Source organism: Hyphomonas neptunium ATCC 15444, assembly GCF_000013025.1.
In the GTDB taxonomy this organism is placed as follows: Bacteria; Pseudomonadota; Alphaproteobacteria; order Caulobacterales; family Hyphomonadaceae; genus Hyphomonas; species Hyphomonas neptunia.
This window is the reverse complement of sequence record NC_008358.1, coordinates 159661-183885: the sequence shown is the minus strand read 5'-3', so window position 1 is coordinate 183885 and position 24225 is coordinate 159661. Positions and strand designations below refer to the sequence as shown.

General features: G+C 60.4%; 25 protein-coding genes and 1 tRNA gene. 14 read left to right on the top strand and 12 right to left on the bottom strand.

Annotation, left to right across the window (positions count from 1 at the left end; all coding sequences use genetic code 11):
* Nucleotides 1–225: 225 nt before the first annotated feature.
* Nucleotides 226–301, bottom strand: a tRNA-Ala gene (locus HNE_RS00980).
* A gap of 54 nt (nucleotides 302–355) precedes the next feature.
* Complete coding sequence (locus tag HNE_RS00975; RefSeq protein WP_011645230.1) at nucleotides 356–874, bottom strand: TIGR02300 family protein; 519 nt, start codon at nucleotides 872–874, stop codon at nucleotides 356–358.
* A gap of 129 nt (nucleotides 875–1003) precedes the next feature.
* Here HNE_RS00975 and aroA point away from each other — a divergent pair, with 129 nt between their 5' ends.
* The 6 genes from aroA to mscL all read left to right on the top strand — a co-directional run bounded on the left by aroA (nucleotide 1004) and on the right by mscL (nucleotide 7225).
* A complete protein-coding gene (gene aroA / locus HNE_RS00970) occupies nucleotides 1004–2323 on the top strand; it encodes a 3-phosphoshikimate 1-carboxyvinyltransferase (protein ID WP_011645229.1) in 1320 nt (439 codons plus the stop codon).
* A gap of 53 nt (nucleotides 2324–2376) precedes the next feature.
* A complete protein-coding gene (locus HNE_RS00965; protein ID WP_011645228.1) occupies nucleotides 2377–3468 on the top strand; it encodes an NADH:flavin oxidoreductase in 1092 nt (363 codons plus the stop codon).
* Nucleotides 3469–3528: 60 nt separating this feature from the next.
* Nucleotides 3529–4167: a (d)CMP kinase gene (cmk, locus tag HNE_RS00960; protein ID WP_011645227.1), complete on the top strand. Its 639-nt coding sequence runs from the start codon at nucleotides 3529–3531 to the stop codon at nucleotides 4165–4167.
* Nucleotides 4168–4308: 141 nt separating this feature from the next.
* On the top strand, nucleotides 4309–6288 hold the full coding sequence (gene rpsA, locus HNE_RS00955) for a 30S ribosomal protein S1 (RefSeq protein ID WP_011645226.1): 1980 nt from the start codon (nucleotides 4309–4311) through the stop codon (nucleotides 6286–6288).
* Between the two features lie 115 nt (nucleotides 6289–6403).
* Nucleotides 6404–6703 (top strand): integration host factor subunit beta, encoded by a 300-nt coding sequence (locus HNE_RS00950; RefSeq protein ID WP_011645225.1) that lies wholly within the window; start codon nucleotides 6404–6406, stop codon nucleotides 6701–6703.
* Between the two features lie 108 nt (nucleotides 6704–6811).
* A complete protein-coding gene (gene mscL / locus HNE_RS00945) occupies nucleotides 6812–7225 on the top strand; it encodes a large conductance mechanosensitive channel protein MscL (protein ID WP_011645224.1) in 414 nt (137 codons plus the stop codon).
* A gap of 144 nt (nucleotides 7226–7369) precedes the next feature.
* On the opposite strand, the gene HNE_RS00940 is transcribed toward mscL, so the two are convergent.
* Genes HNE_RS00940 through HNE_RS00920 form a run of 5 tightly spaced genes read right to left on the bottom strand, consistent with a single transcriptional unit; the run spans nucleotide 7370 to nucleotide 11392 of the window.
* Nucleotides 7370–8005: an HAD-IA family hydrolase gene (locus tag HNE_RS00940; protein ID WP_011645223.1), complete on the bottom strand. Its 636-nt coding sequence runs from the start codon at nucleotides 8003–8005 to the stop codon at nucleotides 7370–7372.
* The gene (locus HNE_RS00935; protein WP_011645222.1) at nucleotides 8005–8730 is read right to left on the bottom strand and encodes a DUF3299 domain-containing protein; all 726 of its coding nucleotides are present in this window, start codon (nucleotides 8728–8730) and stop codon (nucleotides 8005–8007) included. The genes HNE_RS00940 and HNE_RS00935 overlap by 1 nt, the downstream gene beginning before the upstream one ends.
* Before the next feature lie 48 nt (nucleotides 8731–8778).
* Nucleotides 8779–10047: an ABC transporter permease gene (locus HNE_RS00930; protein ID WP_011645221.1), complete on the bottom strand. Its 1269-nt coding sequence runs from the start codon at nucleotides 10045–10047 to the stop codon at nucleotides 8779–8781.
* Nucleotides 10044–10739, bottom strand: a complete 696-nt coding sequence (locus HNE_RS00925; RefSeq protein ID WP_011645220.1) for an ABC transporter ATP-binding protein — start codon at nucleotides 10737–10739, stop codon at nucleotides 10044–10046. Before HNE_RS00925 ends, HNE_RS00930 begins: the two co-directional genes overlap by 4 nt.
* An 8-nt stretch (nucleotides 10740–10747) precedes the next feature.
* Nucleotides 10748–11392 carry a ZrgA family zinc uptake protein gene (locus HNE_RS00920; RefSeq protein ID WP_011645219.1) on the bottom strand — a complete coding sequence of 215 codons (645 nt, stop codon included), beginning with the start codon at nucleotides 11390–11392 and terminating at the stop codon, nucleotides 10748–10750.
* Nucleotides 11393–11583: 191 nt separating this feature from the next.
* On the opposite strand from HNE_RS00920, the gene HNE_RS00915 reads away from it, so the two are divergent.
* Nucleotides 11584–12393 (top strand): ZIP family metal transporter, encoded by an 810-nt coding sequence (locus tag HNE_RS00915; protein ID WP_011645218.1) that lies wholly within the window; start codon nucleotides 11584–11586, stop codon nucleotides 12391–12393.
* Between the two features lie 162 nt (nucleotides 12394–12555).
* Complete coding sequence (locus HNE_RS00910; protein ID WP_035592322.1) at nucleotides 12556–13314, top strand: hypothetical protein; 759 nt, start codon at nucleotides 12556–12558, stop codon at nucleotides 13312–13314.
* Here the strand turns inward: HNE_RS00910 and HNE_RS00905 are convergent.
* Nucleotides 13311–13769, bottom strand: a complete 459-nt coding sequence (locus HNE_RS00905) for an Lrp/AsnC family transcriptional regulator (RefSeq protein WP_035592324.1) — start codon at nucleotides 13767–13769, stop codon at nucleotides 13311–13313. The genes HNE_RS00910 and HNE_RS00905 overlap by 4 nt on opposite strands.
* A 96-nt stretch (nucleotides 13770–13865) precedes the next feature.
* On the opposite strand from HNE_RS00905, the gene HNE_RS00900 reads away from it, so the two are divergent.
* A complete protein-coding gene (locus tag HNE_RS00900) occupies nucleotides 13866–14939 on the top strand; it encodes a PLP-dependent cysteine synthase family protein (RefSeq protein WP_011645215.1) in 1074 nt (357 codons plus the stop codon).
* 6 nt (nucleotides 14940–14945) lie between these two features.
* Here HNE_RS00900 and HNE_RS00895 read toward each other — a convergent pair whose 3' ends face one another.
* Complete coding sequence (locus HNE_RS00895; RefSeq protein ID WP_011645214.1) at nucleotides 14946–16244, bottom strand: polyhydroxyalkanoate depolymerase; 1299 nt, start codon at nucleotides 16242–16244, stop codon at nucleotides 14946–14948.
* Between the two features lie 255 nt (nucleotides 16245–16499).
* Here HNE_RS00895 and HNE_RS00890 point away from each other — a divergent pair, with 255 nt between their 5' ends.
* Nucleotides 16500–16841, top strand: a complete 342-nt coding sequence (locus HNE_RS00890; protein ID WP_148205772.1) for a hypothetical protein — start codon at nucleotides 16500–16502, stop codon at nucleotides 16839–16841.
* On the opposite strand, the gene HNE_RS17695 is transcribed toward HNE_RS00890, so the two are convergent.
* On the bottom strand, nucleotides 16838–17260 hold the full coding sequence (locus HNE_RS17695) for a hypothetical protein (protein ID WP_011645212.1): 423 nt from the start codon (nucleotides 17258–17260) through the stop codon (nucleotides 16838–16840). The two genes, HNE_RS00890 and HNE_RS17695, sit on opposite strands and share 4 nt — an antisense overlap.
* Before the next feature lie 155 nt (nucleotides 17261–17415).
* On the opposite strand from HNE_RS17695, the gene HNE_RS00880 reads away from it, so the two are divergent.
* Together HNE_RS00880 and HNE_RS00875 are read left to right on the top strand one after the other, a co-directional pair.
* The gene (locus HNE_RS00880) at nucleotides 17416–18294 is read left to right on the top strand and encodes a CHAD domain-containing protein (protein ID WP_011645211.1); all 879 of its coding nucleotides are present in this window, start codon (nucleotides 17416–17418) and stop codon (nucleotides 18292–18294) included.
* Nucleotides 18295–18375: 81 nt separating this feature from the next.
* Nucleotides 18376–19434 carry a phytase gene (locus HNE_RS00875; RefSeq protein WP_011645210.1) on the top strand — a complete coding sequence of 353 codons (1059 nt, stop codon included), beginning with the start codon at nucleotides 18376–18378 and terminating at the stop codon, nucleotides 19432–19434.
* 6 nt (nucleotides 19435–19440) lie between these two features.
* Here HNE_RS00875 and HNE_RS00870 read toward each other — a convergent pair whose 3' ends face one another.
* Together HNE_RS00870 and HNE_RS00865 are read right to left on the bottom strand one after the other, a co-directional pair.
* A complete protein-coding gene (locus HNE_RS00870; RefSeq protein WP_011645209.1) occupies nucleotides 19441–20115 on the bottom strand; it encodes a DNA-3-methyladenine glycosylase I in 675 nt (224 codons plus the stop codon).
* A 9-nt stretch (nucleotides 20116–20124) separates the two neighbouring features.
* Nucleotides 20125–21258 (bottom strand): iron-containing alcohol dehydrogenase, encoded by a 1134-nt coding sequence (locus HNE_RS00865; protein WP_011645208.1) that lies wholly within the window; start codon nucleotides 21256–21258, stop codon nucleotides 20125–20127.
* 274 nt (nucleotides 21259–21532) lie between these two features.
* Between HNE_RS00865 and HNE_RS00860 the strand changes: the two genes are divergently transcribed.
* Both HNE_RS00860 and HNE_RS18865 read left to right on the top strand, forming a co-directional pair.
* Nucleotides 21533–22213: an OmpW/AlkL family protein gene (locus HNE_RS00860; RefSeq protein ID WP_011645207.1), complete on the top strand. Its 681-nt coding sequence runs from the start codon at nucleotides 21533–21535 to the stop codon at nucleotides 22211–22213.
* A 164-nt stretch (nucleotides 22214–22377) separates the two neighbouring features.
* Nucleotides 22378–24213, top strand: a complete 1836-nt coding sequence (locus HNE_RS18865; RefSeq protein WP_035592328.1) for an ABC transporter ATP-binding protein — start codon at nucleotides 22378–22380, stop codon at nucleotides 24211–24213.
* The last annotated feature ends 12 nt before the right edge of the window (nucleotides 24214–24225 follow it).

The window sequence follows — 24225 nt, the reverse complement described above, 5'->3', positions numbered from 1 at the left end:
CATCATAGCGGCAAGCCTTTAAGGAGCGTTACCATCCGGCCGGTTGCCCGAAATGTGTCCAGCTTGCCCGCCAAACGGTCAGATTTGTCCCGAGGTGTCCTGATTTGTCCGGATGTGGCCCGCATTTGCCGGGATCTGTCTGGGTTTGCGGGGCGAAAAACAAAAGGCCGCCCTGTGGGGGCGGCCTCTTCGTTCACGTTTCCGTGTGCCGGAAAAGAGGGGTCCTGGTGGAGCCAAGGGGAGTCGAACCCCTGACCTCTTGCATGCCATGCAAGCGCTCTCCCAACTGAGCTATGGCCCCGGACCGGGAAGCGGATGCACTAGACGAGCGCACTGCCGCTTTCAAGCCCCTATTTCACCGATCGTCGTCTTCGTCGTCGGCAATTTCAAGATCGTCATCGCCGTCTTCATCGTCGTCGATTTCGAACTCTTCCTCGTCGTCATCTGCGATGATGACATCATCATCATCGTCCTCATCGACGCCGTCCTCGGAGAAGCCCGAAGGCACTTTGCCTTCCTCTTCTTCGTCATCGGCGCCTTCAAGAACGATATCGTCGTCCTCTGCGCCCAGTTCTTTGGCGTCTTCTTCATCTTCTTCGACTTCGTCATCAGCTTCGACAGCGTCGTCTTCGTCGTCATCCCGGATGACGGCGTCTTCCTCTTCCTCGTTGTCGTCTTCGTCTTCGTCCGCCGCTTTCACAGCTGCGCGGGCCGCTTTCGCCTTCACTTTCGTGATGGTCGTGCGGATCACTTCATCTTCGGGATCGAACTCGTTGCCACACTTCGGGCAGACGGCCGGGCGTTTGTTCAGATCGTAAAATCGAGACTCGCAGGAGGGACAGACCTGCTTGGTTCCGAGCTTGTCCTTGGACATGGGGCTTGCGCGCTCCTCTTGGGGCAAAAAGCCGATTGGAAGTTGGCGGCGCGCTTGCCATGAACGCCCCGCGCTGTCAAAGCCCCAATTGACATCTGCAACCCGCCTTCCCGACGAGACCTTTCCCCAATGGTATGGACCAGCCACCCGGTTAAACGCCTCGCCGGCGCCATTCGCGCGCCCGGAGACAAATCCTGCAGCCACCGCGCGCTCATCTTTGGTGGCCTCGCCGAGGGCGAAAGCCGCTTCAGCGGACTGCTGGAAGGCGACGATGTTCTGCGCACCGGACAGGCCATGGAAGCGATGGGCGCAACCGTCACCCGTACAGGTCCGGGCAGCTGGGACGTAACCGGGGTCGGCGCCAAAGGGCTCTCCTCACCCAAGGGCGTGCTGGACTTTGGAAACTCCGGAACCGGCTCGCGCCTGCTGATGGGCGTCATGGCCGGATATGACCTCACAGCGTCCCTGACCGGAGACGCCTCGCTCTGCTCGCGCCCGATGAACCGCGTGCTGAACCCGCTGCGGCAGATGGGCCTCAAAGATACAGCGGGCCCCGATGGCAAGCTGCCTTTCACGCTCACCGGCTCGAAAAGTCTCAAGGCCATCCGTTATGCCCCGCCCCAGGCGAGCGCGCAGGTGAAATCGGCCGTGCTGCTGGCCGGCCTTAATGCTGAGGGCGAAACAGTTGTCGCCGAAGCCAAAGCCACCCGCGACCATACCGAGCGGATGTTGCAGGGCTTTGGCGCGACACTTTCGTTCAGGATGGCACCCGGCGGCGTTCATGAGATCGCCCTGAAGGGTGGCCAGCGCCTGCGCGGGCTGGATGCAGAGATCCCCGGCGACCCGTCTTCAGCCGCCTTCCTGATCGCCGCAGGGCTCCTCTCGCCGCAAGGCGACGTGCTGGTGGAGGGCGTCATGTCCAACCCCACCCGTTCCGGCTTCTATGATGTGGCCGACCTGATGGGCGCCAGCCTTGGCGCTGACGAGCGCGGGGAAGCGGCCGGCGAGCGCCTGATCGACATTCATTCGGGCTATGCCGGCCTCAAGGGCATCCATGTACCCGAACGCCTGGTTGCTTCCATGATCGACGAATTCCCGATCCTGGCCGTGCTGGCCGCCTTTGCGACCGGGGAAACCCGCGTCACCGGCGCCGAAGAATTGCGCGTGAAGGAAAGTGACCGGATCGGCGCGGTTGTCGCGATGCTCCGCGTCAACGGCGTGGAGGTGGAAGAGACCGAAGATGGCTTCACCGTGCAGGGCTGTGGCGGCCGCGTGCCGGGCGGCGGCCTCGTCGAGACCCGCCATGACCACCGCATCGCCATGAGCGCGCTGGTGATGGGCACAGCCGCGCAGAAGCCCGTCAGCGTCGACGACATCTCCATGATCGACACGAGCTATCCGGAGTTCATGAGCCATATGGCGACCCTGGGCGCGGATATTCGGAGCTGACCCTGCCCCGAGGGAAAAATTGACGAACCCGATTCCCGCGACAGGATTGGCGCATGACCTCACTTCATTCTCAAATGACCCTCACCCGTGGCCCCGCCATGAAGAACCGCTTCATGCTCGCGCCGCTCACCAACATGCAGAGCCATGCCGATGGCACGCTCAGCGATGACGAGTTTCACTGGCTGGCGAAGCGCGCCGAAGGCGGCTTTGGCTTGACGATGACCTGCGCGGCGCATGTGCAAGCTGATGGCCAGGGCTTTCCCGGCCAGCTCGGCGTGTTTGATGACAAGCACCTCCCAGGCCTCACGCGGCTGGCAAAGGCGCTGAACAGCAACGACACCCATTCGGTCGTGCAGCTTCACCATGCGGGCATGCGCACGCCCCGAGAACTGATCAGCGGACGTGCGCCGCTGTGCCCCTCTGCTGACGAAGAAACCGGCGCGCGGGCGATGACGCTTGATGAAGTCAAACAGGTGGCCGACGACTTCGTCGCCGCAGCCAAGCGCAGCGAGAAGGCCGGCTTCCACGGCGTCGAGCTGCACGGCGCACACGGATACCTGCTCTGCCAGTTCATCAGCGCGGACATCAACAAGCGCGAAGACGAGTATGGCGGTGACTTTGATGGCCGCACCAGACTGCTGCGCGACATCATTGCGGGCGTGCGGGCAGAATGCGGGAAAGACTTCTCACTCGGCGTGCGCCTCTCACCGGAACGCTTCGGCATGGACATCGGCGAAATCCGCCGCCTCTCCAGCGACCTGATGACGGGCGGGGACATCGATTATCTCGACATGTCCCTGTGGGACACGTTCAAGGAACCGGAAGACCCGAGCTTCAAGGGCCGCCCCTTGGTCGAGTGGTTCACCGGCCTGCCGCGCGGCAATTGCCGCCTGGGCGCCGCCGGCAAGCTGACCACCGGCGAAAGCTGCCAGCGCGCCATGGACGCCGGGCTCGACTATGTCGTGATCGGGCGCGGCGCGATCCTGCACCATGACTTCCCGAAGAAGGTCGAAACAGACGCGGGTTTCACGCCGATTGCCCTGCCTGTTCCAGAAGCGCATCTGGTGGCCGAGGGCCTTGGCCCGGTGTTCGTGAATTACATGAAGACCTGGAAGGGCTTTGTGGCAGAAGCGGCCACGGCCTGAGCCATACTTGACTTGAGCCATACTTGACTTGAGGCGGGGGGTGGATCACTCCCCGGCCTCATGATCATCGCAATTGACGGCACGACAGCTTCTGGCAAGGGCACCATCGCGAAACGCCTCGCGGCTCATTATGGCCTGCCCCACATGGATACCGGCCGGCTTTACCGCGCCGTAGGCGTAGCCGCGATGAAACAAGGCGTTCCCTTGGACGAGGCCGGGCCCCTGTCTGACATCGCCCGGATGCTCGATCTGTCGGACTTTATCGAGCATGAACTGCGCTCAGCAGAAGCAGGCAAAGCCGCGAGCGTTGTTGCCGCCATCCCCTCCGTGCGCCAGGCCCTGTTCGAGCTGCAGCGTGCCTTTGCGACCCGCGAAGGCGGCGCCTTGCTGGATGGCCGCGACATCGGCACGGTCATTGCCCCGGACGCGGACGTGAAGCTGTGGGTGGATGCCGATGTGCCCCAGCGCGGCGAGCGGCGTTGGAAAGAGCTGATCGGGCATGGCGAGGACGTGACGCTGGATCAGGTGATTGAGCAGCTGAAAATCCGCGATGCACGTGATCAGGGGCGCACGGATGCCCCGGCCGCGATGGCAGACGATGCTATCTTGATCGATACCACTGATCTCACTATAGAGGCGGCTGTGGAAAGGGCGATGGCAGCTGTTGAGGCTGCCCTTGCCAAGGGAAAGACTGCCTGAGGGGCACCTGCAAGGGGAACGCCTCAATCCAAACAGGCGGTGCCCGCTTCAGATACTGAAAGACCACATGACGGGTCGAATGTGCGCAGGCGGCAATGGTGCTGGCCTGCCTTGAACCATTTGGCCCTCTCCGGAGACCCCATGACGAACGAAATGAACCCCTCCCCGGCCGATTTTGCCTCGATGTTCGAGTCCTCGGCTGCGGCATCTGCCATGCAGGAAGGCCAGGTTATCCCGGCAACCGTCCTGCGCATCGACAACGACGCCGTCGTCGTCGACATCGGCCTGAAGACCGAAGGCCGCATCCCGACCAAAGAATTCATGCTTGAAGACAAGCAGCCCGCCCCTGGCGACCTGATCGATGTTTACCTCGATCGGATCGAAAACGCGCTGGGCGAAGCCGTTCTCTCGCGCGACAAGGCCCGCCGCGAAGAGCGCTGGATCAAGCTTGAGAAGTCCTTCTCGAAAGGCGAGCCTGTCAAAGGCGCCATCTCCGGCCGCGTCAAAGGCGGCTTCACCGTCGACCTCGGCGGCGTCAATGCCTTCCTTCCCGGCAGCCAGGTCGACATCCGCCCCGTGCGCGACGTCGGTCCGCTCATGGGCGAAGTGCAGCCTTTCGCTGTCCTCAAGCTCGACCGCGTTCGCGGCAACATCGTTGTCTCGCGCCGCGCGATCCTCGAAGAGAGCCGCGCCGAACAGCGTGCCGAGATCGTCTCCGACATGGCTGAAGGCGACGTCCGCAAGGGCATCGTCAAGAACATCACCGATTACGGTGCGTTCGTTGACCTCGGCGGCATCGATGGCCTGCTGCACGTTACCGACATGTCCTACAAGCGCATCAACCACCCCTCGCAGGTGGTCGAAGTGGGTCAGGAAGTCGAAGTTCAGATCATCAAGATCAACCCGGAAACCCAGCGTATCTCGCTCGGCATGAAGCAGCTCGGCACCGATCCGTGGGACAACATTTCGTCCCGCTACCCGGTCAGCGCGCGCCTCAAGGGCACTGTCACCAACATCACCGATTACGGCGCCTTCGTGGAGCTGGAAGATGGTGTCGAAGGCCTGATCCACGTCTCCGAAATGAGCTGGACCAAGAAAAACGTGCATCCCGGCAAGATTCTGTCGACCTCGCAGGAAGTCGATGTGGAAGTGCTGGACGTGGACAGCGAAAAGCGCCGCATCTCGCTCGGCCTCAAGCAGACCATGGACAACCCATGGAGCGCTTTCCTTGCCGAAAATCCAGTCGGTACGGAAATCGAAGGCGAAGTCCGCGGGATCACCGAGTTCGGCCTGTTCGTTGGCCTTGGCCCGGATCTCGACGGTATGGTGCACATCAACGACATCGCCTGGGATAAATCCGGCGATCAGGCGATCGAAGCCTTCACCAAGGGCGACCGTGTCAAAGCGAAGGTTCTTGATGTCGACGTCGACAAAGAGCGCATCTCGCTGGGCATCAAGCAGCTTTCCGGTGACCCGATTGAATCGGCAGTCAGCAGCAGCGGCGAGTCTGCTGGTGGTGGCGGCGGTGGCCTCAAGCGCGGCGCGACCGTGACCTGCACCGTGACGGAAATCACCTCCGGCGGTATCGAAGTCGAATTCGGTACTCCGGCTGTGAAAAGCTTCATCCGCCGCTCCGACCTTTCGCGTGACCGGGCAGACCAACGCCCAGAGCGCTTTGCAGTCGGTGACAAGGTCGACGCCAAGATCATCACGGTGGACCGCGCAACACGCCGCGTTTCGCTCTCGATCAAGGCCCTTGAGATCGCAGAAGAAGCCGAAGCCGTCGCACAGTATGGTTCGGCAGATGCCGGCGCGTCTCTTGGCGACATCCTGGGCGCAGCCCTGGCATCGTCGAAAGGCAAGCCAAAGGCCGCTGCTGACACCGACTCGCTGGACGACCGTGGCCGTCTCGACGCCCCGCAAGGCGAAGCTGACGACCTCAAGACCCTCAAGGGTCTCGGCCCGGCATTCGAGAAAAAGCTGAACGAAGCCGGCGTCTTCCACTTCTGGCAGATCGCTGCGCTCTCCGACGAGCAGATCGCAGACCTCGAAGAGGAACTGGCTATCCAGGGCCGTTTCGAGCGCGATGGCTGGAAAGATCAGGCCGATTCACTGGCCTGATGGCCGTTCGATTGGGGGCCGGTCTGCGTGAAAGCGGACCGGCAACCTAAATTTCCCGAAATGTTTGCGGCGGGGGCCTAGCGCTCCCGCCGCAAATGCGTTTATTATCAACGCGATGCTGAAGTCCCAACTCATAGAGAAGCTCGCGGCTGAAAACGCGCACCTGCGTCACGAAGACGTTGAAAAGGTCGTGAACGTCATCCTTGGCGAGATCGGTGACGCGCTTACCCGCGGCGACCGGGTTGAACTGCGCGGCTTCGGCGCATTCTCGGTGCGCAAACGGGATGCCCGCAAGGGCCGTAATCCCCGCACGGGCGAGCCTGTGAAAGTGCCGGCGAAAGCCGTCCCCTTCTTCAAGGCGGGCAAGGAACTGCGCGCCCGCGTCAATGGCGGCAACGATCCCGAGGCGAGATAGGCCTCTCCCCTTTTCGCGCCCTTGTTGCAGCGCCTTGACGCTGATCTCAAACACCGCGATTTCTGTTGCATACGCTGGCGGCATCCCGCCAATCGGAAGGGGTAGATAATGTTTAAAGAATTCAAAGAGTTCGCCCTCAAGGGCAATCTTGTCGACCTCGCCGTCGGCTTCATCCTCGGCGGCGCCTTCGGCACGATCGTAACGTCGTTGGTGAACGACATCATGATGCCGCCGCTGGGCATGCTGATGGGCGGGGTAGATTTCGCCGATCTGTTCATTTCGTTGAACGGCACGGAGTATGTCTCCCTGGTGGCCGCCACGGAAGCCGGCGCCCCGGTGATCGCCTATGGCAAGTTCATCAATGCCGTGATTTCCTTCGTCATCATGGCGCTGGCCCTGTTCTTCGTGATCAAGGGCATGAACACGCTGAAGAAGAAGGAAGAAGCGGCGCCGCCTCCGGCCCCACCGCGCCAGGAAGTGCTTCTGGAAGAAATCCGCAACCTTCTGGCCAAGAACCAGTAGGCAAAGCTGCGGCACAGGGTTCGCAAAGTATTAAGCAGTCCGCTGCTACTTTGTGGATAGTAGAGTACCGCGTAGAGTGCGGAAGGGCGGCCTGTCGGGTCGCCCTTCTTGCTTTAAGCGGGGCTCGCCCGAAATGGGCATCAATTACAGCTGAAGCCCGAGCGCCCGCTCCAGAAGCTCATGAGCGCCTTCCTCGAAATGGAACGCCTGCCATCCGCGGGTTCTGGCGGACGCAACATTCTCTTCCATGTCATCGACGAGCAGCAGCGCCTCAGGCGCCACGCCAAGCTCTGTTTCAATGTGGGCGAAATAGGCGGTATCGGGTTTTGCGATGCCCATTCGCCCTGCCGCAAAAATGCGCTCCATCCGCCCGCCAAACCCCATGGCGTCTTCGATAAAAGCCGTGCGGTGAATTTCGTTATTGGTCGCCATCACGTGTCGCAGTCCGCGAGCCTTCAGGGGCTCGAAAAGCGCCAGTGTGCGGTCGTCGGGGATTGCGTCCTGTCTGAACCAATAGTCGAGTATCTCGGGCGCGCGGCCGGGGGCATCATTCAATTCAGCCCATTCGGTCACCAACTCGACCAGGCAAGCCTGCCCCACCATCGCCTTCTGAAAGCGACCGGAAAACAGAAAGCTGGAAAAGGATTGAAGCGGCAGCCCAAGATCCTGTTCGAAATTGCGCGACCAGGCGAAGACGCCCTTCTCAATATTACGATTGAGAACACCGTCGAAATCCCAGGCAATGACCTGCACGGCATCCAGGTCGAGATTATGCTGCATCAGTAAGTGTATTCCTCGATCCCGGTCAGCGTGATCGTATAGGCAGCGTCCGCAAGATCGCTTTCTTGGGTCTGGGTATGGATGGTGCCTTCAATCCAGACGGCCTGCGCGAGGTCCTGCATCTTGATTGCCTTGTCAGACATCACGAAAACGGTCTGGTTCGGCGGTGGCGGCGGCGCGTGGATACAGGCGCCGAAATACGGGACGAGCAGGAATTCCTTGATCTGCGCATCGGCGCCATACTCGAATGGTACGGTATAGCCAGGGATGCGGATCTTCTTGCCGTTGAGCTCCTTCACAGTGTTGAAGGTACCGATCTGCACGGCCGTATCCGCCGCTGAACCTTCGGCCACACCGGCGCCGGAATAAAGCATCGCCATCTGTGCCTGATACATCTGAGCGAGGCGTTCTTCCTCCCCTTCCGGCATCAGGTCTTCCCAGCCAATCCGCTCGACGCCGCGGGCTGCCAGTTCAGCATCGATGCGGGCCTGATCTGCCGCGCGCTTCTTGGCGGCCTCTGCACGCGCTGCAGCACGCTCGGCAGCGCTCTGACCAATCTTGTCCCCGACTTTCGGACCGTCTGCCTTGGCCTTGGCAGGCGCTTCCTCTGCCGGCTTGGCAGGCGCGGCTTCTGCCGTCCCGTTTGTTGAAGCGCCGCCACAGGCAGCGGCAAGACCAATGGCGAGGCTGGCGAGGGCAAAGCCCGGAAGGGATGTCGTTTTCATATCCCTTGTTTAAGGCGCCCTCGCGCACAGTTCCAGAGCACAATGCTGTTACAATCGGACGCTGAGCCCATCGGCCAATGACCGCCGCATGGCGGCAATTGCCGGAACCGCGCCGATCAGAAGCGATGCAAGCGTCACGGCGCCAAGCACGTAGAGATCAAGCAACCCCGGCCCGCCCGTTCCAAAGGCCACGCCGTACCGCGCCTGCAGCAGCGGCGCGACCACCGCAAACGCGCTGTGGACAATGACGATGCCAATCAACGCGCCCATGAAGCCGATGAGGCCCGACTCCAGCACAAGCAGGGAAAAGATATGACCAGGGCGCGCGCCCGTTGCCCGCAGGATCGACATTTCACGACGCCGCTCATTGAGGCTGGTCAGGATCGATGTGAGGATAGAGACGAGGCCGACGGCAATCACAAAGCCGGACACGGCCAGCAGCGCGCGCTCGGCAATGGAGGTCACGCCCCAAAGCTCTCGCAGCGCCTCGCCGGGGATGATCGCCATGAGGGGCTCACCGCGATTGGTATTTATCTGGCGGCGCGTTGTCAGGATTGTGCCCTTACGCTCCAGCCCGACGAAAATCGCTGTGACCGTTTTGGGGGTGAGATCAAAAGACCTGATCATGTCGGTCGGGATCGAGTCGGCAAGCGGGTTCTTGGCCCCCGTTTCCCAGCCGACATGGATCGCCGTGATCGCTTCGAGGGAGACATGGACGGTGCGGTCTACAGGCGTTCCCGTGGGCTTGAGGATGCCCGACACGCGGAATGGCCGGTTCTCATGGCCTGAGCCCAGATCCGCCGCGCCAAGTCCGTGGGTCAGAACCAATGGCGCATCCAGCGCGTACCCAAGATCGCGCGCAACATCGGCGCCGATCACGGCATCGAACAGGTCATCGAAGACCGCGCCTTCGGCAAGCTCCAATGCCTGCCCGCCGCCATACTTGTAATGGGCAAAATATTCCGGGGCTGTCCCCATCACGCGAAAGCCGCGATGGCTGTCGCCCAATGCAATCGGGACGGTCCACGCCACATCGGGGCGTTCGGCAATCTGGCGATAGGTTGGCCAGGAGACTTCCGCTGTCGCAGACCCCATCCGGAACACAGAGTAGAGAAGAAGGTTCACAGTTCCGGTCGGCGCCCCAACGATCAGGTCGGTTCCGGAAATGGTATTTTCAAAACCTTCCCGCGCACCGCTACGGGCTTTCTCCACGCCGAGAAACAACGCAACCGACAGCGCGACGGCGACAATCGTAAGGATCACTGAGCCCTTGCGGTTCAGAAGGCTTGCCCAGGCCAGCGAAAACAGGGCGGTCATGCCGGCGCCCCTGCCCGGTTTATTGCCGTGAGATCGGCAGCGCGCGTAAACAATCCGGCGAGGGATGCGTCATGACTGACGAACAGAAGCGTTGCGCCTGACCGCTCTACCTCTTCGGAGAGCAGGGTGATGAACCGGTCCCGCGCGTCGGCGTCGAGGGCTGAAGTCGGCTCGTCGGCGATGACGAGGCTCGGGCTGCCGATAAGGGCACGCGCGGCCGCCACGCGCTGTTGTTGCCCGACAGACAGGTCTGATACCCGGCGCTCCAGCAACTCTTTATCTTCCAGACCCAGCCGCGCCAACAACCTGCGGGCTTCCGCCTGCGGATCATTTCCGGCAGCCATCCGGCGCGCCGGGGAAAAGCGCAGCGGCAGCAGGACGTTTCCCGTTACCGACAGATACGGCACCAGATTGAACATCTGGAATATCACGCCCATCCGGTCAGCGCGCAGCCTGTCGCGGCGGCCAGCTTTGAGCACGTTCATATCTTCGCCCAACACGCAGATGCGCCCCGCCTGGGGCTGAAGAACGCCGGCGATCAGGCCGAGCAGCGTGGATTTCCCAGAGCCCGACGGTCCCCGCAGGAACACGCGCTCTCCGGCATCGACACGAAACGTATCCATGTCGAGCACCTGCGGGCCGCTCTTCCAGGCAAAGCGCAGCCCTTCGATATCAATAACCGGGTCAGCCATCTCAGCCGTTATTTCAGGGAAAGCTCTGGGGAGGAAGGCGTCAGCTCTGCGGCTTTCTGAACCGTATCGCCAACAAAGACGGCATTGATCGTTTCAAAACCCGGAAAGTCGGCAAACCCGGTAAAGCGGGCCGAGGACACATTGGCCGGATTGATGCAGGTCCAGGAAAACCCGACATGCGCGTCTGTGTGGCCGCTTGATGTATCGATCTCCGCCACCGGCGCGTTTGGCGTGCAATCGCCACCCGTCACGGTAATCAGTCCCGGAAGCGCCGATTTGATTTCATCCGTGAACACCCCGTCGGCCTCTGAGAGCCCGAAATTGGCCAGCGGAGACATCATGTCGGCGGTCAGCGTCCCACCTTCGAAGACAAAGGCCAGATCCGCAATGCCGTGAACATGAGCTGTGCCCCCAGCATGCTCTTCTTCATGATCATGGCCTTCTCCATCCTCGTGGTGGCCCGCCTCACCTTCCGGATGGTCATCACCGGACGGGGTTTGAACGTCACCAGAAGGTCCGTCTTCCGGCAGTGCTTCTCCGGTCTCGACCGCCGCAGTCTCGGCGGGCGGCGGCGCTCCCGGACCGCAGGCGGCAAGAACAGAAATTGCAGCTCCGGTGAGCAGCGGGGTCAGAAAGCGGGCGGATGAACTCATGGGTCAGCTCCTGGTAACGGGAAAGCGGCATACGAATGCCGGGAAAACCCAGCTGTGCCGCAAAATACTTCTGGCAAGCGCAAGAGTGAAACATTATAACACTTTTCGCAAGGTGCCTGAGCGCACAAGGCGCAGCCCTTCATCAACCCCTGCCCCCTCAAGACGGCAGCAAGACGGACATCCGCCGCCGAATGCCCCTTTCTCTTCAGGCGCCTATCCTGTTCGGGCTGATCGCGGCCCTCGTAACGTCGGCTGGTCTCGTAGCTGTCGCGATCCGCAGCGATTGGACCGCCCGCCAATCCGGGCTGTTCTCGCTGGCCGCTGGGGGCATGCTGATCTCGTTGACCTTGCTGCACATCGCGCCGGAAGCCATCCTGATGAGCGCGCGCGCACCGGCCTTTCTGCTGACAGGTTTTTTTGGAGGCTTGCTGCTGACGTCCGGCATCAATGCCCTGTTTCCGGAAAAGGCGGGTGGCCGGGCACGCGCACTGACGCCTCTCCTGGCAGTTGGCCTGCACTCTTTCCTTGATGGGGTGATCTACTCGGTAACCTTCGCCGCCAGCTTCGAATCCGGGGTCTATGCGTCCACCTCACTGATCCTGCATGAGTTTGCCGAAGGTGTGATTGCCTTTGCTATCCTCGCCCGCCATGGCTTCCGTGTCCGGGAGGCCTTGTTCTGGGCGTTTCTCGCTGCCGGGGCGACGACCCCGTTTGGCGCGTTGGTCAGCGGTCTCTTCCTGACCGGTCTCGGTCCGGAAATTGTTGCCGCGCTTTACGCGCTGTCGGCCGGCCTCCTGATTTATGTGGCCACCGGCCCCCTGATGCAGCCCTTGAAGGAAGAGCCTCCAATCCGGGGGGTTGCGGCCCTTGGGAGCGGCATCCTCATTGCCCTGATCCTGATGATCCTCCCAATCCATGGTCATGGGCATGAAGACCACGGCCACAGCGCGGATGACGGGCATTTCCATCCAGTGAACGACCCCTCGGGCATCCATCCCTGAGTTTATGGAACCGGCACGCGCCTTGCACCGTTACTCCTGAAACAGCGTTTCAGGACGCGGGAGCTGGGTATGGTAAACTTCGGAAGTTGGATAAGATCGGCCGGGATATGTCTGGTTATCCTGGCTACACCCCTAGGCGCCATGGCGCAGGAAGGTTGCGGCTTGAGCGACGTTTCGCGCTTCCAGACAGCCATATTGCAGCCAACCGAAGAAGCGACACCGGCGTATCTGCAAAACACAGCTGAAACCTTCATTTCCGATTGTCCCGATAGGTTCGAAGCGCGCGAAGCACACCTGATTGCCGCGCGCGGCGCGCTGGACGCGGGAGAGGCTTCGGATGCTGTTTCCCATTATGCCAGCGCCATTGCGCGGGGTGCGCGGCTGTCTCCGGCGCAGCGCCTTGATCAATCGGTTGCCTTGTTGGCGGCAGGCAACCAGCGAGAGGCGCTGGAGGTCCGCAATCTGGGTATCAGTGAATGGCTAGAGACCCTGACAGCGGAGGGCATGTCGGAGTTCGACATCCGGAAATCCCGAGGCGGCGTCATTCTGGCCGTTAGTTTCTCACAACAGGATCCCGAGGCAGGGGTGCGTGCTCTCTGGCTGGCGGTGCCTGATGGTCCCGGCCTGCCAGCTGCGGCGGTTCTGCGCGCAGATCCCATGCGCGCCTCGCTGCGCGCCTTACGAACCGGGCGAGAGCCTGCCGCATTGACGATTCTCGAGCAGAGAACCTGCCAGGATGCCCGCATACTCAAGGAAACGGCTCAACCCGCCGCAGTCGAGAGTTTTGACCGTGTTGCGAGTGAAGCGATGCGTAGCTATCTGCGCGAGCCCGAAGGCCTGACCAAAACAACCCCTGGCCAACCCCTCGCCAGCTGCCTGATGCCGGAACTTATGCTCCCCGCTCCCGCGCCTGCTTTCTAAAGCGGTAGTTCGGTCGTGTTTTTCAGGCACTCCATTGCAAAAGTGGCGCTGACATCGGCAAGGTCGACCCGCGCGATCAGCGCTTTGTAAACACGGTCATAGTCAGCGACGCTACCCACCTGAATTTTCAGCAGGTAATCCACGTCGCCCGCCATCCGATAGAACTCTATGACTTCCGGGACCGCGCTAACTGCAGCCGAAAAGCGCTGTAGCCAGGCGGCAGAATGATCTCGGGTGCGTATGGCAACGAAGACGGTTTGGGCCAAGCCAACCTTTTCCGGATCAATCAAAGCTACTCGCTTAGAGACAATCCCGGCCTCTTCCAGCCGCTTCACCCGGCGCCAGCAGGTGTTCACTGAAATGCTGGCGCCCGCCGAAATGGATTCGAGCGATGCGCTTCCGTCCGCTTGCAGTGCGCGAAGGATCAATCGATCCGTATCATCAATGTTTTCCATAAATAGATATTTATTCCGAAAATTATACTCTTCCAATAGTACTTTTTGATAATTTTCTAAGATGAAACTGCGTAAATGGCGTGAGACATTACTCGTATGCCTCAGCCCGCTTCCGCTATAACGCCGCCCGCCGTTTCGTCCCTCCCTTCGGCGCGCCAGTGCCAGGAGGCGCGGCTGAAGGCGCTCTCTGCCCTCATCGGACGCACGCCGATGCTGTCCATTCGGTTACGCTTCAGGGGCCGGGAGCGTGTTATCCACGCAAAGGCGGAGCATTATAATCTGACGGGCTCGATCAAGGATCGCATGGCGCTTTCGATCCTTGCGTGCGCCTATCGTTCGGGCGCCCTTCAGCCCGGAGACACGATTGCCGAAGCCACCAGCGGTAATGCCGGTATTGCCCTCACTGCGCTGGGCCGCGCGCTTGGCCATCCGGTTGAGATTTTCATGCCAGACTGGATGAGCGGTGAACGCAAGAACCTTCTGCGCAGCCTTGGGGCGAACCTGAACCTTCTATCGAGAGAGGCGGGCGGATTTCTGGGCGCCATCGCCGCGACCGAAACCCTTGCTGCCAGCAGGAAGGATGTATTTCTGCCCTGCCAGTTTTCCAATGGCGACAATTCCGCCGCGCACGCCCAGACCACTGCACGTGAACTGATCAATCAGCTGGCCACGCTTGATGCCCGACCGGATGCCTTTGTAGCCGGTGTTGGAACAGGTGGCACCGTCATGGGTGTCGGACGTGCGTTCAAATCGGCATTTCCGGACGTAAAGGTTCACCCCCTCGAGCCCCAGGAATCTCCCACTTTGTCGACCGGCTACAAGGTGGGCCAACATCGCATCCAGGGGATATCCGATGACTTTATCCCGGCCCTCGTAAAGCTGGAACAAGTCGACGAGGTTATTGCCGTTTCAGACGGGGACGCCATCCGGATGGCGCAAAGGCTCGCTCGTGAGCTCGGCCTGGGAGTTGGCATTTCTTCAGGCGCCAACCTGATCGGCGCGCTGATTGCCGCAGAGAGGCTGGGAGACACAGCTTGCGTAGCGACGGTCTTCTGCGACGATAACAAGAAGTATCTCTCCGGCGCACTGGCATGCGAAGAGCCGCATAAGGAGGGCCACCTCACGCCAGAGATTGAGTTGCTGGACTTCGAGGCGACGATCTGCGGCTAGACCAGCTTAGCGGCGGGCCGCGGCCACGCTGTGAGCCGCTTCTTCCTTCTCACGATCGGTAAAGCGCCGGGTGAACTGTGCCACACGCGGCGCAATTTCCGTCTCGAACCGTGAGCCGTTGAAGACGCCGTAGTGGCCGACGCCCGGCTGAATATAATCCGTTCGCATATCTTCTGGAATATTCGTACAGAGATCGTGCGCGGCTTGCGTCTGGCCGATACCGGAGATGTCGTCTTTTTCCCCCTCAACGGTCATCAGGGCTACATCGCGAATTGCCTCCGGCTTCACCAGCCGCGCGCCCCTGTAGCTGTAGATGCCCCGCGGGATATGGTGCTCCTGGAAGACCCGCTGAATGGTCTGAAGATAAAACTCCTCCGTCAGATCAAGGACGGAAAGATATTCATCATAGAACTCGCGGTGTCTTCCGGCATTGTCACCGTCGCCGCCAACCAGGTGGTTGAAGAACTTCCAGTGGGCATCGACATGCCGGTCCCAGTTCATGTTCATGAACGAGGAAAGCTGCACAAATCCGGGGTATACGCGGCGCAGCATGCCCGGATAGGGCGCAGGCACCGTGTAAATCATGTTCTGTTCGAACCATTCAAACGGGCGCTCTTCCGCCAGCTTGTTTGGAATGGTCGGCGAGCGGCGCGCATCAATCGGAGAGCCCATGAATGTCATGGTCGCCGGACGCGCCGGATCATCATCTTCTGCCATCATCGCGATCGCCGCCAACACAGGCGGACCGGGCTGGCAAACGGCCAGCACATGCACACCGCCGCCCAGATGTGTGAGCACCTTGCGAATATGATCAATGTAATCGTCAAGATCGAACCGGCCGAGCCAGACCGGCGCCATACGCGCGTCCGTCCAGTCAGTGATGTAGACATCGTGTGTTTCGAGAAATCCCTCGACGGTTCCGCGCAGAAGCGTTGCATAATGGCCCGACAATGGCGCCACAATCAGCATGCGCGGGAGCGGCGCTGCGCCCTTGCGGCGCGCTTCGGCAAGGCGACCCGCGTCTTTTTTGAAATGAACCAGACTACACCAGGGTGACCGCCAGGAGATCTGCGGTTCTACCGGCACATCAATGCTGTTTATACGGACCGAACCGATCCGCCATTCGGGTTTGCCGTAATAGCGGGTCGCGCTCTCGAACACGTCCGCCATCGCCGCGAGCGACTTGCCGTAGCTGGTCTGCCCCATCGGGTTAAACGGCGAATTCAGGGCGGCGAGCCCGGCGCGCGCGGCAAGCCGCATTGGCGCCATCGCAACCCGGTTCAGTTCGACAAGGGAATAGAGCATCGTCTTTCAGACCCTTTATGTTGCAGTGCAGCGTACCCCTCTATAATCGGTCCGGCAAATGTTTTCGCCAGCGGGGCGCACGCCACAGGGAAGCTTGAGGGTTAACCGAAAGTCTTGAGAACCCCTGAAACTTCAGCGCCCTCACCCGCACAGAGTTAATATCCTCCGGTTAGCAATTCTCCCATGGGGAGAAACCCGCCCGGAGCAATGCTGATGTTTCTGACCTGCCAGCCCAATCCGCACGATGCAGGACGCATGACTCGGGCTCTGATTTTCGAGAACACGCCCGGCACGCGCTTCGCCATTGACGCCGAAACGCTGCACCGCAACCCGGAACTGCTTAAGCCATTTGGCCGATGGCTCCACATCCGTCTTCGCGTTCTCGACGCCCTGGCATATCTGGTTTGCCTTGCTGGCGTGATCGCTGCCCTGGTCGTTGGGTGGTGGATGGCAGGCGCAGGCCTGATAATCTGCGTGATGATGCTTTCGGTAAACCGGAAGACCGCGGGACGGATTGCGAAATCAGCGGCGCAACGCTCCTCCGAAAGCTTCCGGAAGCTGCACGAGATGGGCTGCTTGTGGCTGGTTATGGCCTAAAGGCCGAACAACCCCAGCACTGCGGCGGCAACGGCCGCCACCGTGAACATCAGAGATAACATCACCGAGCTGCCCCGCTGCTCTTTCCGGCGCGTGCGCACACCTTGCGGGTTTTTCCCTTCTTTGGGCGCGAGCATCAGGCGGGTCGAGAAGAACCCAAATGACGAAATAAGCGCAAGAGTGCCCGCCACCCAACTGGTTGCCACCAGAAAAAGCGCGCCCGAAGTCAGCATCAATCCGGCGATTGGCGTTGCGGTGCGATAGAGCAGTTCCCTGACATGAGAATCCGCCCGCGCTCCGGTCAGTTTGTCAAAGCTGCAATTGGGTGATGCAATTGAAGCCACCCAGGACGCGCCGATCGCCATGGCGCAGGTTATGAGGGCTATACCATTGGATAGGATCTGGATGTTCTGGAGCATGCTCCCTTATCGCGGGATTCGCAGGAATGACATGTAGATTTTTGACAATTTCCTGTAGCTCTCCACTCGCCCCTAACGCGATCACGTTGGCGGCAGGCCACCGGATGTGACAGCTTGGCCGATACCGGATGTATACGGAGAGCAGGCGAACAAAGATGGCTTACAGATTGAAACCGGGCCGTGAGACCGTTGAAGCCGGCACCCGAAGGATCGCAGGCGAAGAATTTGCACGCATAGCGGACATTCTCGCCGACTCAGAGCTCCCTCTCGCCAATCAGGTTCATGAGGTGCGCAAAAGCACCAAGCGGATTCGCTCCGTGATCCGGCTTGTCGCGCCTGTGTTCCCCGCCGCCAAAGCAGAGAATACAATCCTCAAGGATTGCGCCCGCAGCCTGTCATCGGCCCGCGACACAGGCGCAATTCACGACAGCCTCGGGCGGCTGAAGCTCCCGGCGGAAACAAGAGAGGCTACGAACGCTGCATTGGTTGCCAACCCAACCGCTTCGGGCAGCGCAGCCGGGTCGGTAAAACTGCTGAAGGTCTTCGGGCGGGACATCCGTGCAGCGGCCAAACGCGCTGCCTTTTGGAACATTGCCTCAGAGGGTTTCGACGCCGTCCGTCCCGGTGTTCAGCGCAGCTATAAAAGGCTGCGCAAAGACTTCGCTGCAGCAATCAGCACACGCGATGAAGAGGCGACCCACAATTGGCGGAAAAGCGCCAAGTCTCACTGGCACCAAACGTTGTTGCTCGGCCAGATCTGCCCGGAAGCCATGGACGCACACGCCAAGCTGGCGAGCCGGCTTTCCGAATGCCTTGGCGACTGGCGCGACAGTGGCCTGCTGATTGCGGCGCTGGAGGCGCTACCGCCAGACGCGCTGCACAAGGACGCTCTGAAAGACGTCAAGCGGGCCGCGCTTCGCGACCAGAAACGGCTCTTGAAGAAAGCTGAGCGCATTTCCGGCCTCCTGACGGCCGAAAAACCCAAGGCATTGATCGCCAGATGGGCCGTATATTGGTCACTCAGTGATGCCTGAGATTCGAGCCGTCGCGATACTGTCACGCAGTAGCGATAAAGAAGGCGCCGAATCGTCCTTTCCTTGCTTACAGGAGCCATCATGTCCTTCTTCCGGCCCACGCTCGCAACCCTCCTCACCCTAAGTGCTGCGGCCTGCGCCACTGCGCCGGCTCCGATCATTGACGGTCAGCAATTCGTGATGGCGAGTGTGGAAACAACCCCGGCCGGTGCCCAGGGAGACGCCGCTGACGATCCAGCGGTTTGGCTGCATCCGGCCGATCCCGAGAAGTCCCTGATCCTCGGGACGAACAAACAGGTCGGCCTCGTTGTATATGCCCTGGATGGATCAGAAGTGCAGAACCTGCCGATCGGTCTGGTCAACAATATAGACGTCCGTCAGTCAGCGGATCGTTCATACGATGTCGCGATTGCCAGCAATGATCAGGTGAACGCCATTTCTGTGTTTATGATCGACCGCCAAACCGCGGCCGTCAGCCATACAGGCGACATACCGACCGGCATGATAGAGCCTTACGGTATCTGCCAGGGCCGCGAGAATGGCCGCGATCTTGCGGGTGTGACTTATAAGGACGGTACTCTGCAGATCTGGGAGATGTCCGCTGCCCCAGAGGGCGTTGCCGGCGACCTGCTGAAAACTGTCAAACTTGAAACCCAGCTTGAAGGGTGCGTGTTTGATGAAGCAAACGGTCTGATGTTCGTAGGCGAAGAGAACCGTGGACTTTGGACGGTTGCTTATAGAGAAGACGCGCCCACTCCCGCGCTGATCGACACCATTGATGGCCCCAATGGCCTTGTTGCGGATGTGGAAGGCGTCTCCATCTGGAAAGGCGCCAATGGTGCGGGCTGGGTTGTCGCGTCCGCGCAGGAAGACGACCGCTTCGTGGTATATGAGCGTCAGGCGCCGCATGCCCCGCGCGGCAGCTTCTCCATTATTGCCAATGAAACCGTAGGGATCGACGAAGTTAGCCACACGGATGGTATTGATGTTTTCTCGGGCGCGCTTCCCGGCTTTCCACGCGGCGTCCTTGTTGTGCAGGATGATGGTAATCCGCGGTCGGGTCAGGACCAGAACTTCAAGATTGTGAACTGGGCGGATGTTGAAGCGGCACTTGGCCTTACTGAGCTGAATGCCGAATAAGGTCCGTTAGCCAACGCTCATCGCAAGCAACCGGCTGATCTGGGCACGAGGCAGCCCACTGTCGTCATGGTAAGCGTTGATCGCCGACTGAAGGCTCGCCAGATCACGTTTGCTTGTGGCAACGGGTTTGTCGAGCACGCCTTCGCGCACCAATGCCGCGCACACATGAGACGATGCGATCCAGGCGTCCCATCCTGCGAAGCGCAGGAAGTATTGACCCGTTGCCCCGCCCAACCGGGAGCCGCGCTTGTTGAGGACGTCTAGAAGTCCGGCCTGATCCTCACCGGGCCAGCCGGCAAGAAAACGACCAAAACCACCCTGATTGTTCTCGAACTCCGCAACAAACTTTGCGTTCTCAAGGGTGGCTCTGATCTTCTGCCCATTGCGGACAATGCGTTCATCCGTAACAAGATGGTCCATCATCTCGTCGCCGAAAAAGGCAAGCTTGGCTGGGTCAAACCCCTCAAAGGCTGTTTCGAACCCTTCCCATTTAGCCTCGATGACTTTCCAGTTGAAGCCCGCATTGAAGACACACCGGGTCATGATAGAAAGCAGCCTGTCTCCCGGTACTTTCTCGAGACGCTTCACCGAATGGGCGTTCACCGATTTTGCAAGCGCCGCCTCTTCCCCACCATGATGGCTGGCGGCCATCTTGAGTATGGGAGCGAAGCGGCGCTTCATGGTTCTTCCTCAGCCGAGCGCGGTCTCATATACCGCCGCATAATCATCCGCGCTCATCGGACGTGGATTTCCTGCATGGGCAAGATCCACCAGGGCATACTCAACAATTCCTGGACCGTCCGACGCAGAAAGGCCCATGGCGCTGAGTGTCTTGGGAATGCCGATCGCATCGTTGAGGTCCTGAATGGCATCGGCGAGATCGGCGTTTGCCTTGAGCCCCATCGCCTCGCGCAGCCGGGCATACTTTTCGTCGGCAGCACCATTGTGAAAGCGCAGGATGTGCGGAAGGAAAACTGCGTTCAGCGTCCCATGGTGCAGCTTCTTGTCATGCAAGCGCCCGGCCGCATGGCTGAGCGCATGAACGCCGCCAAGGCCCTTCACGAAGGCAAGCGCGCCCTCATAGCTGGCCATCATCATATGCCAACGCGCCTCCTCGTCTGATCCATCCCTCACGGCCCGCTTCAACATATCCATGCCAAATGCCCGGCGAGCGCCATCGTAACCGATCCCCTCCGCAGGCGGATTGATGGCAGGCGTGAGGATCGCCTCGATACAGTGGGTCAGGGCATCCATACCCGTTGCCGCCGTGAGGCCCGCTGGGAGACCGATCGTCAGATCAGGGTCACAAAGCGCAACCAGCGGAATAAGGTTGGGCGACGCAAAGGTTTCCTTGCGCCCATTTTCCATAATGATGACCATACCGATGGAGACTTCCGAACCCGTACCGGCGGTTGTGGGAATCGCAATCAGCGGCGGGATCTTGCCGACCAGCTTGGACCCACCGATGATGGCAGCATAGGTTTCCAGGGGCTCGTCATGGCTGGCCATCAGACCGATTGCCTTCGCATGATCCATGGACGAGCCCCCGCCCACCGCGATAATCCCGTCTGCGCCGGACTCCTTGTAGAGTGCGGTCGCCACCTTCGTCTGTGCTTCCGTTGGATTGGGAACCGTCTCCGCGAAGACGCCCGCCGGCGCTACACCGAGTGCGTCCTCCACCTTCGCCAGGATACCTGAAGCCTTGATGCCAGCATCGGTCACAATGAACGGGCGCGTTATGCCGCGCGCCTTTGCGAGTTTGGCAAGCTGCTTCAGCGCACCCGAATCGAAGACGCACTGAGTAAGAAAATTCATGACCGGCATTGAGCACTCCAGCGGAAAGGGACTGAAGACATGTTCCCCGCTCACTTGCCCCAAGGCAAGCCTTTCCCAAGGTCAGCGTGACGCAGTCCGGCGGGCTTAGGGTCGCACAGACCATCAATATCCGCCTCCGGAAATTTTATCTCAATACGGACGAGTACCTAAATGAGCGCTTGTGCCGCGCGTCCCGCAGCCGCGCGGCAAACTGATCAATTTCACCTTTTATTTCCACGCATTAGCAGTTCCCTATCCTTCAAATTAACCGCGGATTTCTACCATGAAAAATCTCCTGATGGCCGCCCTGATGACCGGCTCAACATTCATCGGACTAGCCGGCACGGCCGCAGCGGAAGACAATCCCTGGATGGTCCGCGCACGCGTCATCGGCGTCATGCCGGACGAGGCTGGCGCCTTGTCAGTCGGGGGCTCCCGGCTTCAGGGCGGCGTCGACATCGGCGATCAGTATGTGCCCGAACTCGACATCACCTACTTCTTTAACAGGAACATTGCCGCCGAGCTTATTCTCGGTGTTACGCCCCACGACGTGAAGGCAACCAAGGTCACTGTACCCGGCGCGCTGACCGATGCCACAATAGACCTTGGCGATGTCTGGCTTTTGCCGCCGACCCTGACCCTGCAGTATCACTTCCAGAACGGTACCCGTTTCAAGCCGTATGTCGGCGCCGGCATCAACGCGACATTCTTCTTCAACGAGGAGGAAGGCCCGGTTGCGGACGGCATCGATTACGATCCAAGCTTTGGCCCTGCCCTACAGGTCGGTTTTGATTATGATCTGGACGGCGAAGAAGGCGGCTGGGCGCTCAATGCCGACATCAAGAAGATCTGGATCAACACGGATGTAACGGTGGATTTCTCCACGGCTCTGGGCGCGGCCGTAAACGCTGACGTCGATATTGATCCGCTCGTTGTGGGCATTGGTCTCGGCTACAAATTCTGATCTGGCCACGGTCAGAACAGGCAATACCCGCCTCTCAACCCAACCCCCGGTGGCTATTGCCTGCCGAGAACGCCGCGCCCCCGTTCGGGACGCGGCGTTTTTCCTGCGCCGGAATCTGCACGTGCCTCTTGCACCCCTGCCCCACGCCGTTACTCGTCATATCCATGACACTTCTGACCGTGACGGACCTTAAGGTCGATTTCGAAACGCCCGATGGCACAGTGAACGCTGTGAAGGGAGTTTCTTTCAATGTTTCCCCTGGAGAGTGTGTAGGCATTGTTGGCGAAAGCGGCTCTGGAAAGAGCCAGTCAGCCCTTGCCGCCATGGGCCTTCTGGCAGGCAATGGCAAAGCCACCGGCAGCATAAACTTCAGCGGCACGGAAATGCTCACGGCATCCATTCCAGAGCTTCGCAGCATCCGCGGCGCCGAAATGTCGATGATATTTCAGGACCCGCTGACAAGCCTGACACCGCACATGACAGTCGGCGCCCAGATGCGGGAGATACTGGCCCTTCACAAAGGCTTGAAGGGCGCAGAAGCCAACCAACGCTGCGTCGAGTGGCTGGAACATGTTCGTATTCCCGAAGCCGCGCGGCGGATGGAACAGTTCCCACACGAGTTGTCGGGCGGCATGCGTCAGCGCGTGATGATCGCTATTGCCATGCTCTGCGGCCCAAAAGTGTTGATCGCGGACGAGCCGACCACTGCGCTGGATGTGACCGTACAGGCGCAGGTTCTTGAGCTCATGGATGAACTCAAGCGGGAAACAGACACCGGCATTGTTCTAATCACGCACAATATGGGTGTCGTCGCTCGCATGTGTGATCGTGTGATTGTTATGCGATATGGCGAGATTGTCGAAGAAGGCACCACCGACCAGATCTTTTATGCGCCCAAGCACGATTATACAAAGATGCTGCTGGCCGCCGTACCTCGTCTTGATCAACCCGACCCGCCCGGCCGGCCGGCCCTATGCCCGGCTCCCGCAGATGGAATAGAGCCGGTTCTCCGCGTTGAGGAGATGAAGGTTCATTTTCCGATACAGATAAAAGGAGGCCTGTTCGGCAAGACCAAGCCCCTCAAAGCGGTCAACGGGGTGAGCTTTGACCTGAGGCCCGGCGAAACACTCGGCGTGGTCGGAGAATCAGGATGCGGAAAGTCTACTCTGGCGCGCGGCGTCCTGAGGCTGATCCCGCCAACAGCAGGCAAGGTCGCCTGGCTGGGCCGGGATATTGCCAAAGCCAGCCGCAGCGAAATGAACGGCCTGCGCGATGATCTGCAGATCGTGTTCCAGGACCCGCTGGCCAGCCTTGACCCAAGAATGACCATTGGGGCGTCTGTTGCCGAACCGCTGCTCGTCCACGATCCCGGCCTCTCCCGCAGTGAGCGCGAAGCCAAAGTGCGGGAAATCCTGCCACGCGTCGGGCTCGATCCAAATCTGATCAACCGGTATCCGCACGAGCTTTCAGGCGGCCAGAACCAGCGTGTCGGGATCGCCCGCGCCATGATCCTGAAGCCGAAACTGGTTATCTGCGATGAGGCGGTTTCGGCGCTCGACGTGTCGGTCCAGGCACAGGTAGTCGACCTTCTCATCGAGCTTCAGAAAGAGTTCGGCCTCGCGATGATATTCATCAGCCACGACCTCGCCGTCGTGCGCCAGATCAGCCACCGGGTGATGGTGCTGTATCTTGGCCGGATCGTCGAACTGGCCGGGCGCACCGCCATCTATGAAGATGCCCGCCACCCCTACACCCAGGGCCTGATTGCCGCCGTTCCCAACGCGGACCCGAAAGGCGAGCGCAGCCGGGAACGCGTGCGCCTGACTGGCGACCTCCCCAGCCCGCTGGACAGCCGGGCGGCGCTGCGCTTCCTGAAGTCAAAGCTCAAGGATGATGAAGATGCCGAGCAGTATCAGCCCCAGCTTGTCGAGGTCGGCCCCGACCATTGGGTGGCGGAACATGACCCTGGGAGTGGAACGGCAGGATTGCTTGTAAATTGAACCCCGCCCGCA

Bases quoted from the DNA above. Each gene is read 5' to 3' on its own strand.
- HNE_RS00905 (WP_035592324.1), bottom strand. From the start codon at position 13,769: ATGGAAAACATTGATGATACGGATCGATTGATCCTTCGCGCACTGCAA.
- HNE_RS00900 (WP_011645215.1), top strand. From the start codon at position 13,866: ATGCCTCAGCCCGCTTCCGCTATAACGCCGCCCGCCGTTTCGTCCCTC.
- rpsA (WP_011645226.1), top strand. From the start codon at position 4,309: ATGACGAACGAAATGAACCCCTCCCCGGCCGATTTTGCCTCGATGTTC.
- HNE_RS00875 (WP_011645210.1), top strand. From the start codon at position 18,376: ATGTCCTTCTTCCGGCCCACGCTCGCAACCCTCCTCACCCTAAGTGCT.
- HNE_RS18865 (WP_035592328.1), top strand. From the start codon at position 22,378: ATGACACTTCTGACCGTGACGGACCTTAAGGTCGATTTCGAAACGCCC.
- HNE_RS00895 (WP_011645214.1), bottom strand. From the start codon at position 16,244: ATGCTCTATTCCCTTGTCGAACTGAACCGGGTTGCGATGGCGCCAATG.
- HNE_RS00915 (WP_011645218.1), top strand. From the start codon at position 11,584: ATGCCCCTTTCTCTTCAGGCGCCTATCCTGTTCGGGCTGATCGCGGCC.
- HNE_RS00950 (WP_011645225.1), top strand. From the start codon at position 6,404: ATGCTGAAGTCCCAACTCATAGAGAAGCTCGCGGCTGAAAACGCGCAC.
- aroA (WP_011645229.1), top strand. From the start codon at position 1,004: ATGGTATGGACCAGCCACCCGGTTAAACGCCTCGCCGGCGCCATTCGC.
- HNE_RS00930 (WP_011645221.1), bottom strand. From the start codon at position 10,047: ATGACCGCCCTGTTTTCGCTGGCCTGGGCAAGCCTTCTGAACCGCAAG.
- cmk (WP_011645227.1), top strand. From the start codon at position 3,529: ATGATCATCGCAATTGACGGCACGACAGCTTCTGGCAAGGGCACCATC.
- HNE_RS17695 (WP_011645212.1), bottom strand. From the start codon at position 17,260: ATGCTCCAGAACATCCAGATCCTATCCAATGGTATAGCCCTCATAACC.
- mscL (WP_011645224.1), top strand. From the start codon at position 6,812: ATGTTTAAAGAATTCAAAGAGTTCGCCCTCAAGGGCAATCTTGTCGAC.
- HNE_RS00890 (WP_148205772.1), top strand. From the start codon at position 16,500: ATGACTCGGGCTCTGATTTTCGAGAACACGCCCGGCACGCGCTTCGCC.
- HNE_RS00935 (WP_011645222.1), bottom strand. From the start codon at position 8,730: ATGAAAACGACATCCCTTCCGGGCTTTGCCCTCGCCAGCCTCGCCATT.
- HNE_RS00865 (WP_011645208.1), bottom strand. From the start codon at position 21,258: ATGCCGGTCATGAATTTTCTTACTCAGTGCGTCTTCGATTCGGGTGCG.
- HNE_RS00965 (WP_011645228.1), top strand. From the start codon at position 2,377: ATGACCTCACTTCATTCTCAAATGACCCTCACCCGTGGCCCCGCCATG.
- HNE_RS00870 (WP_011645209.1), bottom strand. From the start codon at position 20,115: ATGAAGCGCCGCTTCGCTCCCATACTCAAGATGGCCGCCAGCCATCAT.
- HNE_RS00860 (WP_011645207.1), top strand. From the start codon at position 21,533: ATGAAAAATCTCCTGATGGCCGCCCTGATGACCGGCTCAACATTCATC.
- HNE_RS00880 (WP_011645211.1), top strand. From the start codon at position 17,416: ATGGCTTACAGATTGAAACCGGGCCGTGAGACCGTTGAAGCCGGCACC.
- HNE_RS00975 (WP_011645230.1), bottom strand. From the start codon at position 874: ATGTCCAAGGACAAGCTCGGAACCAAGCAGGTCTGTCCCTCCTGCGAG.
- HNE_RS00920 (WP_011645219.1), bottom strand. From the start codon at position 11,392: ATGAGTTCATCCGCCCGCTTTCTGACCCCGCTGCTCACCGGAGCTGCA.
- HNE_RS00925 (WP_011645220.1), bottom strand. From the start codon at position 10,739: ATGGCTGACCCGGTTATTGATATCGAAGGGCTGCGCTTTGCCTGGAAG.
- HNE_RS00940 (WP_011645223.1), bottom strand. From the start codon at position 8,005: ATGCAGCATAATCTCGACCTGGATGCCGTGCAGGTCATTGCCTGGGAT.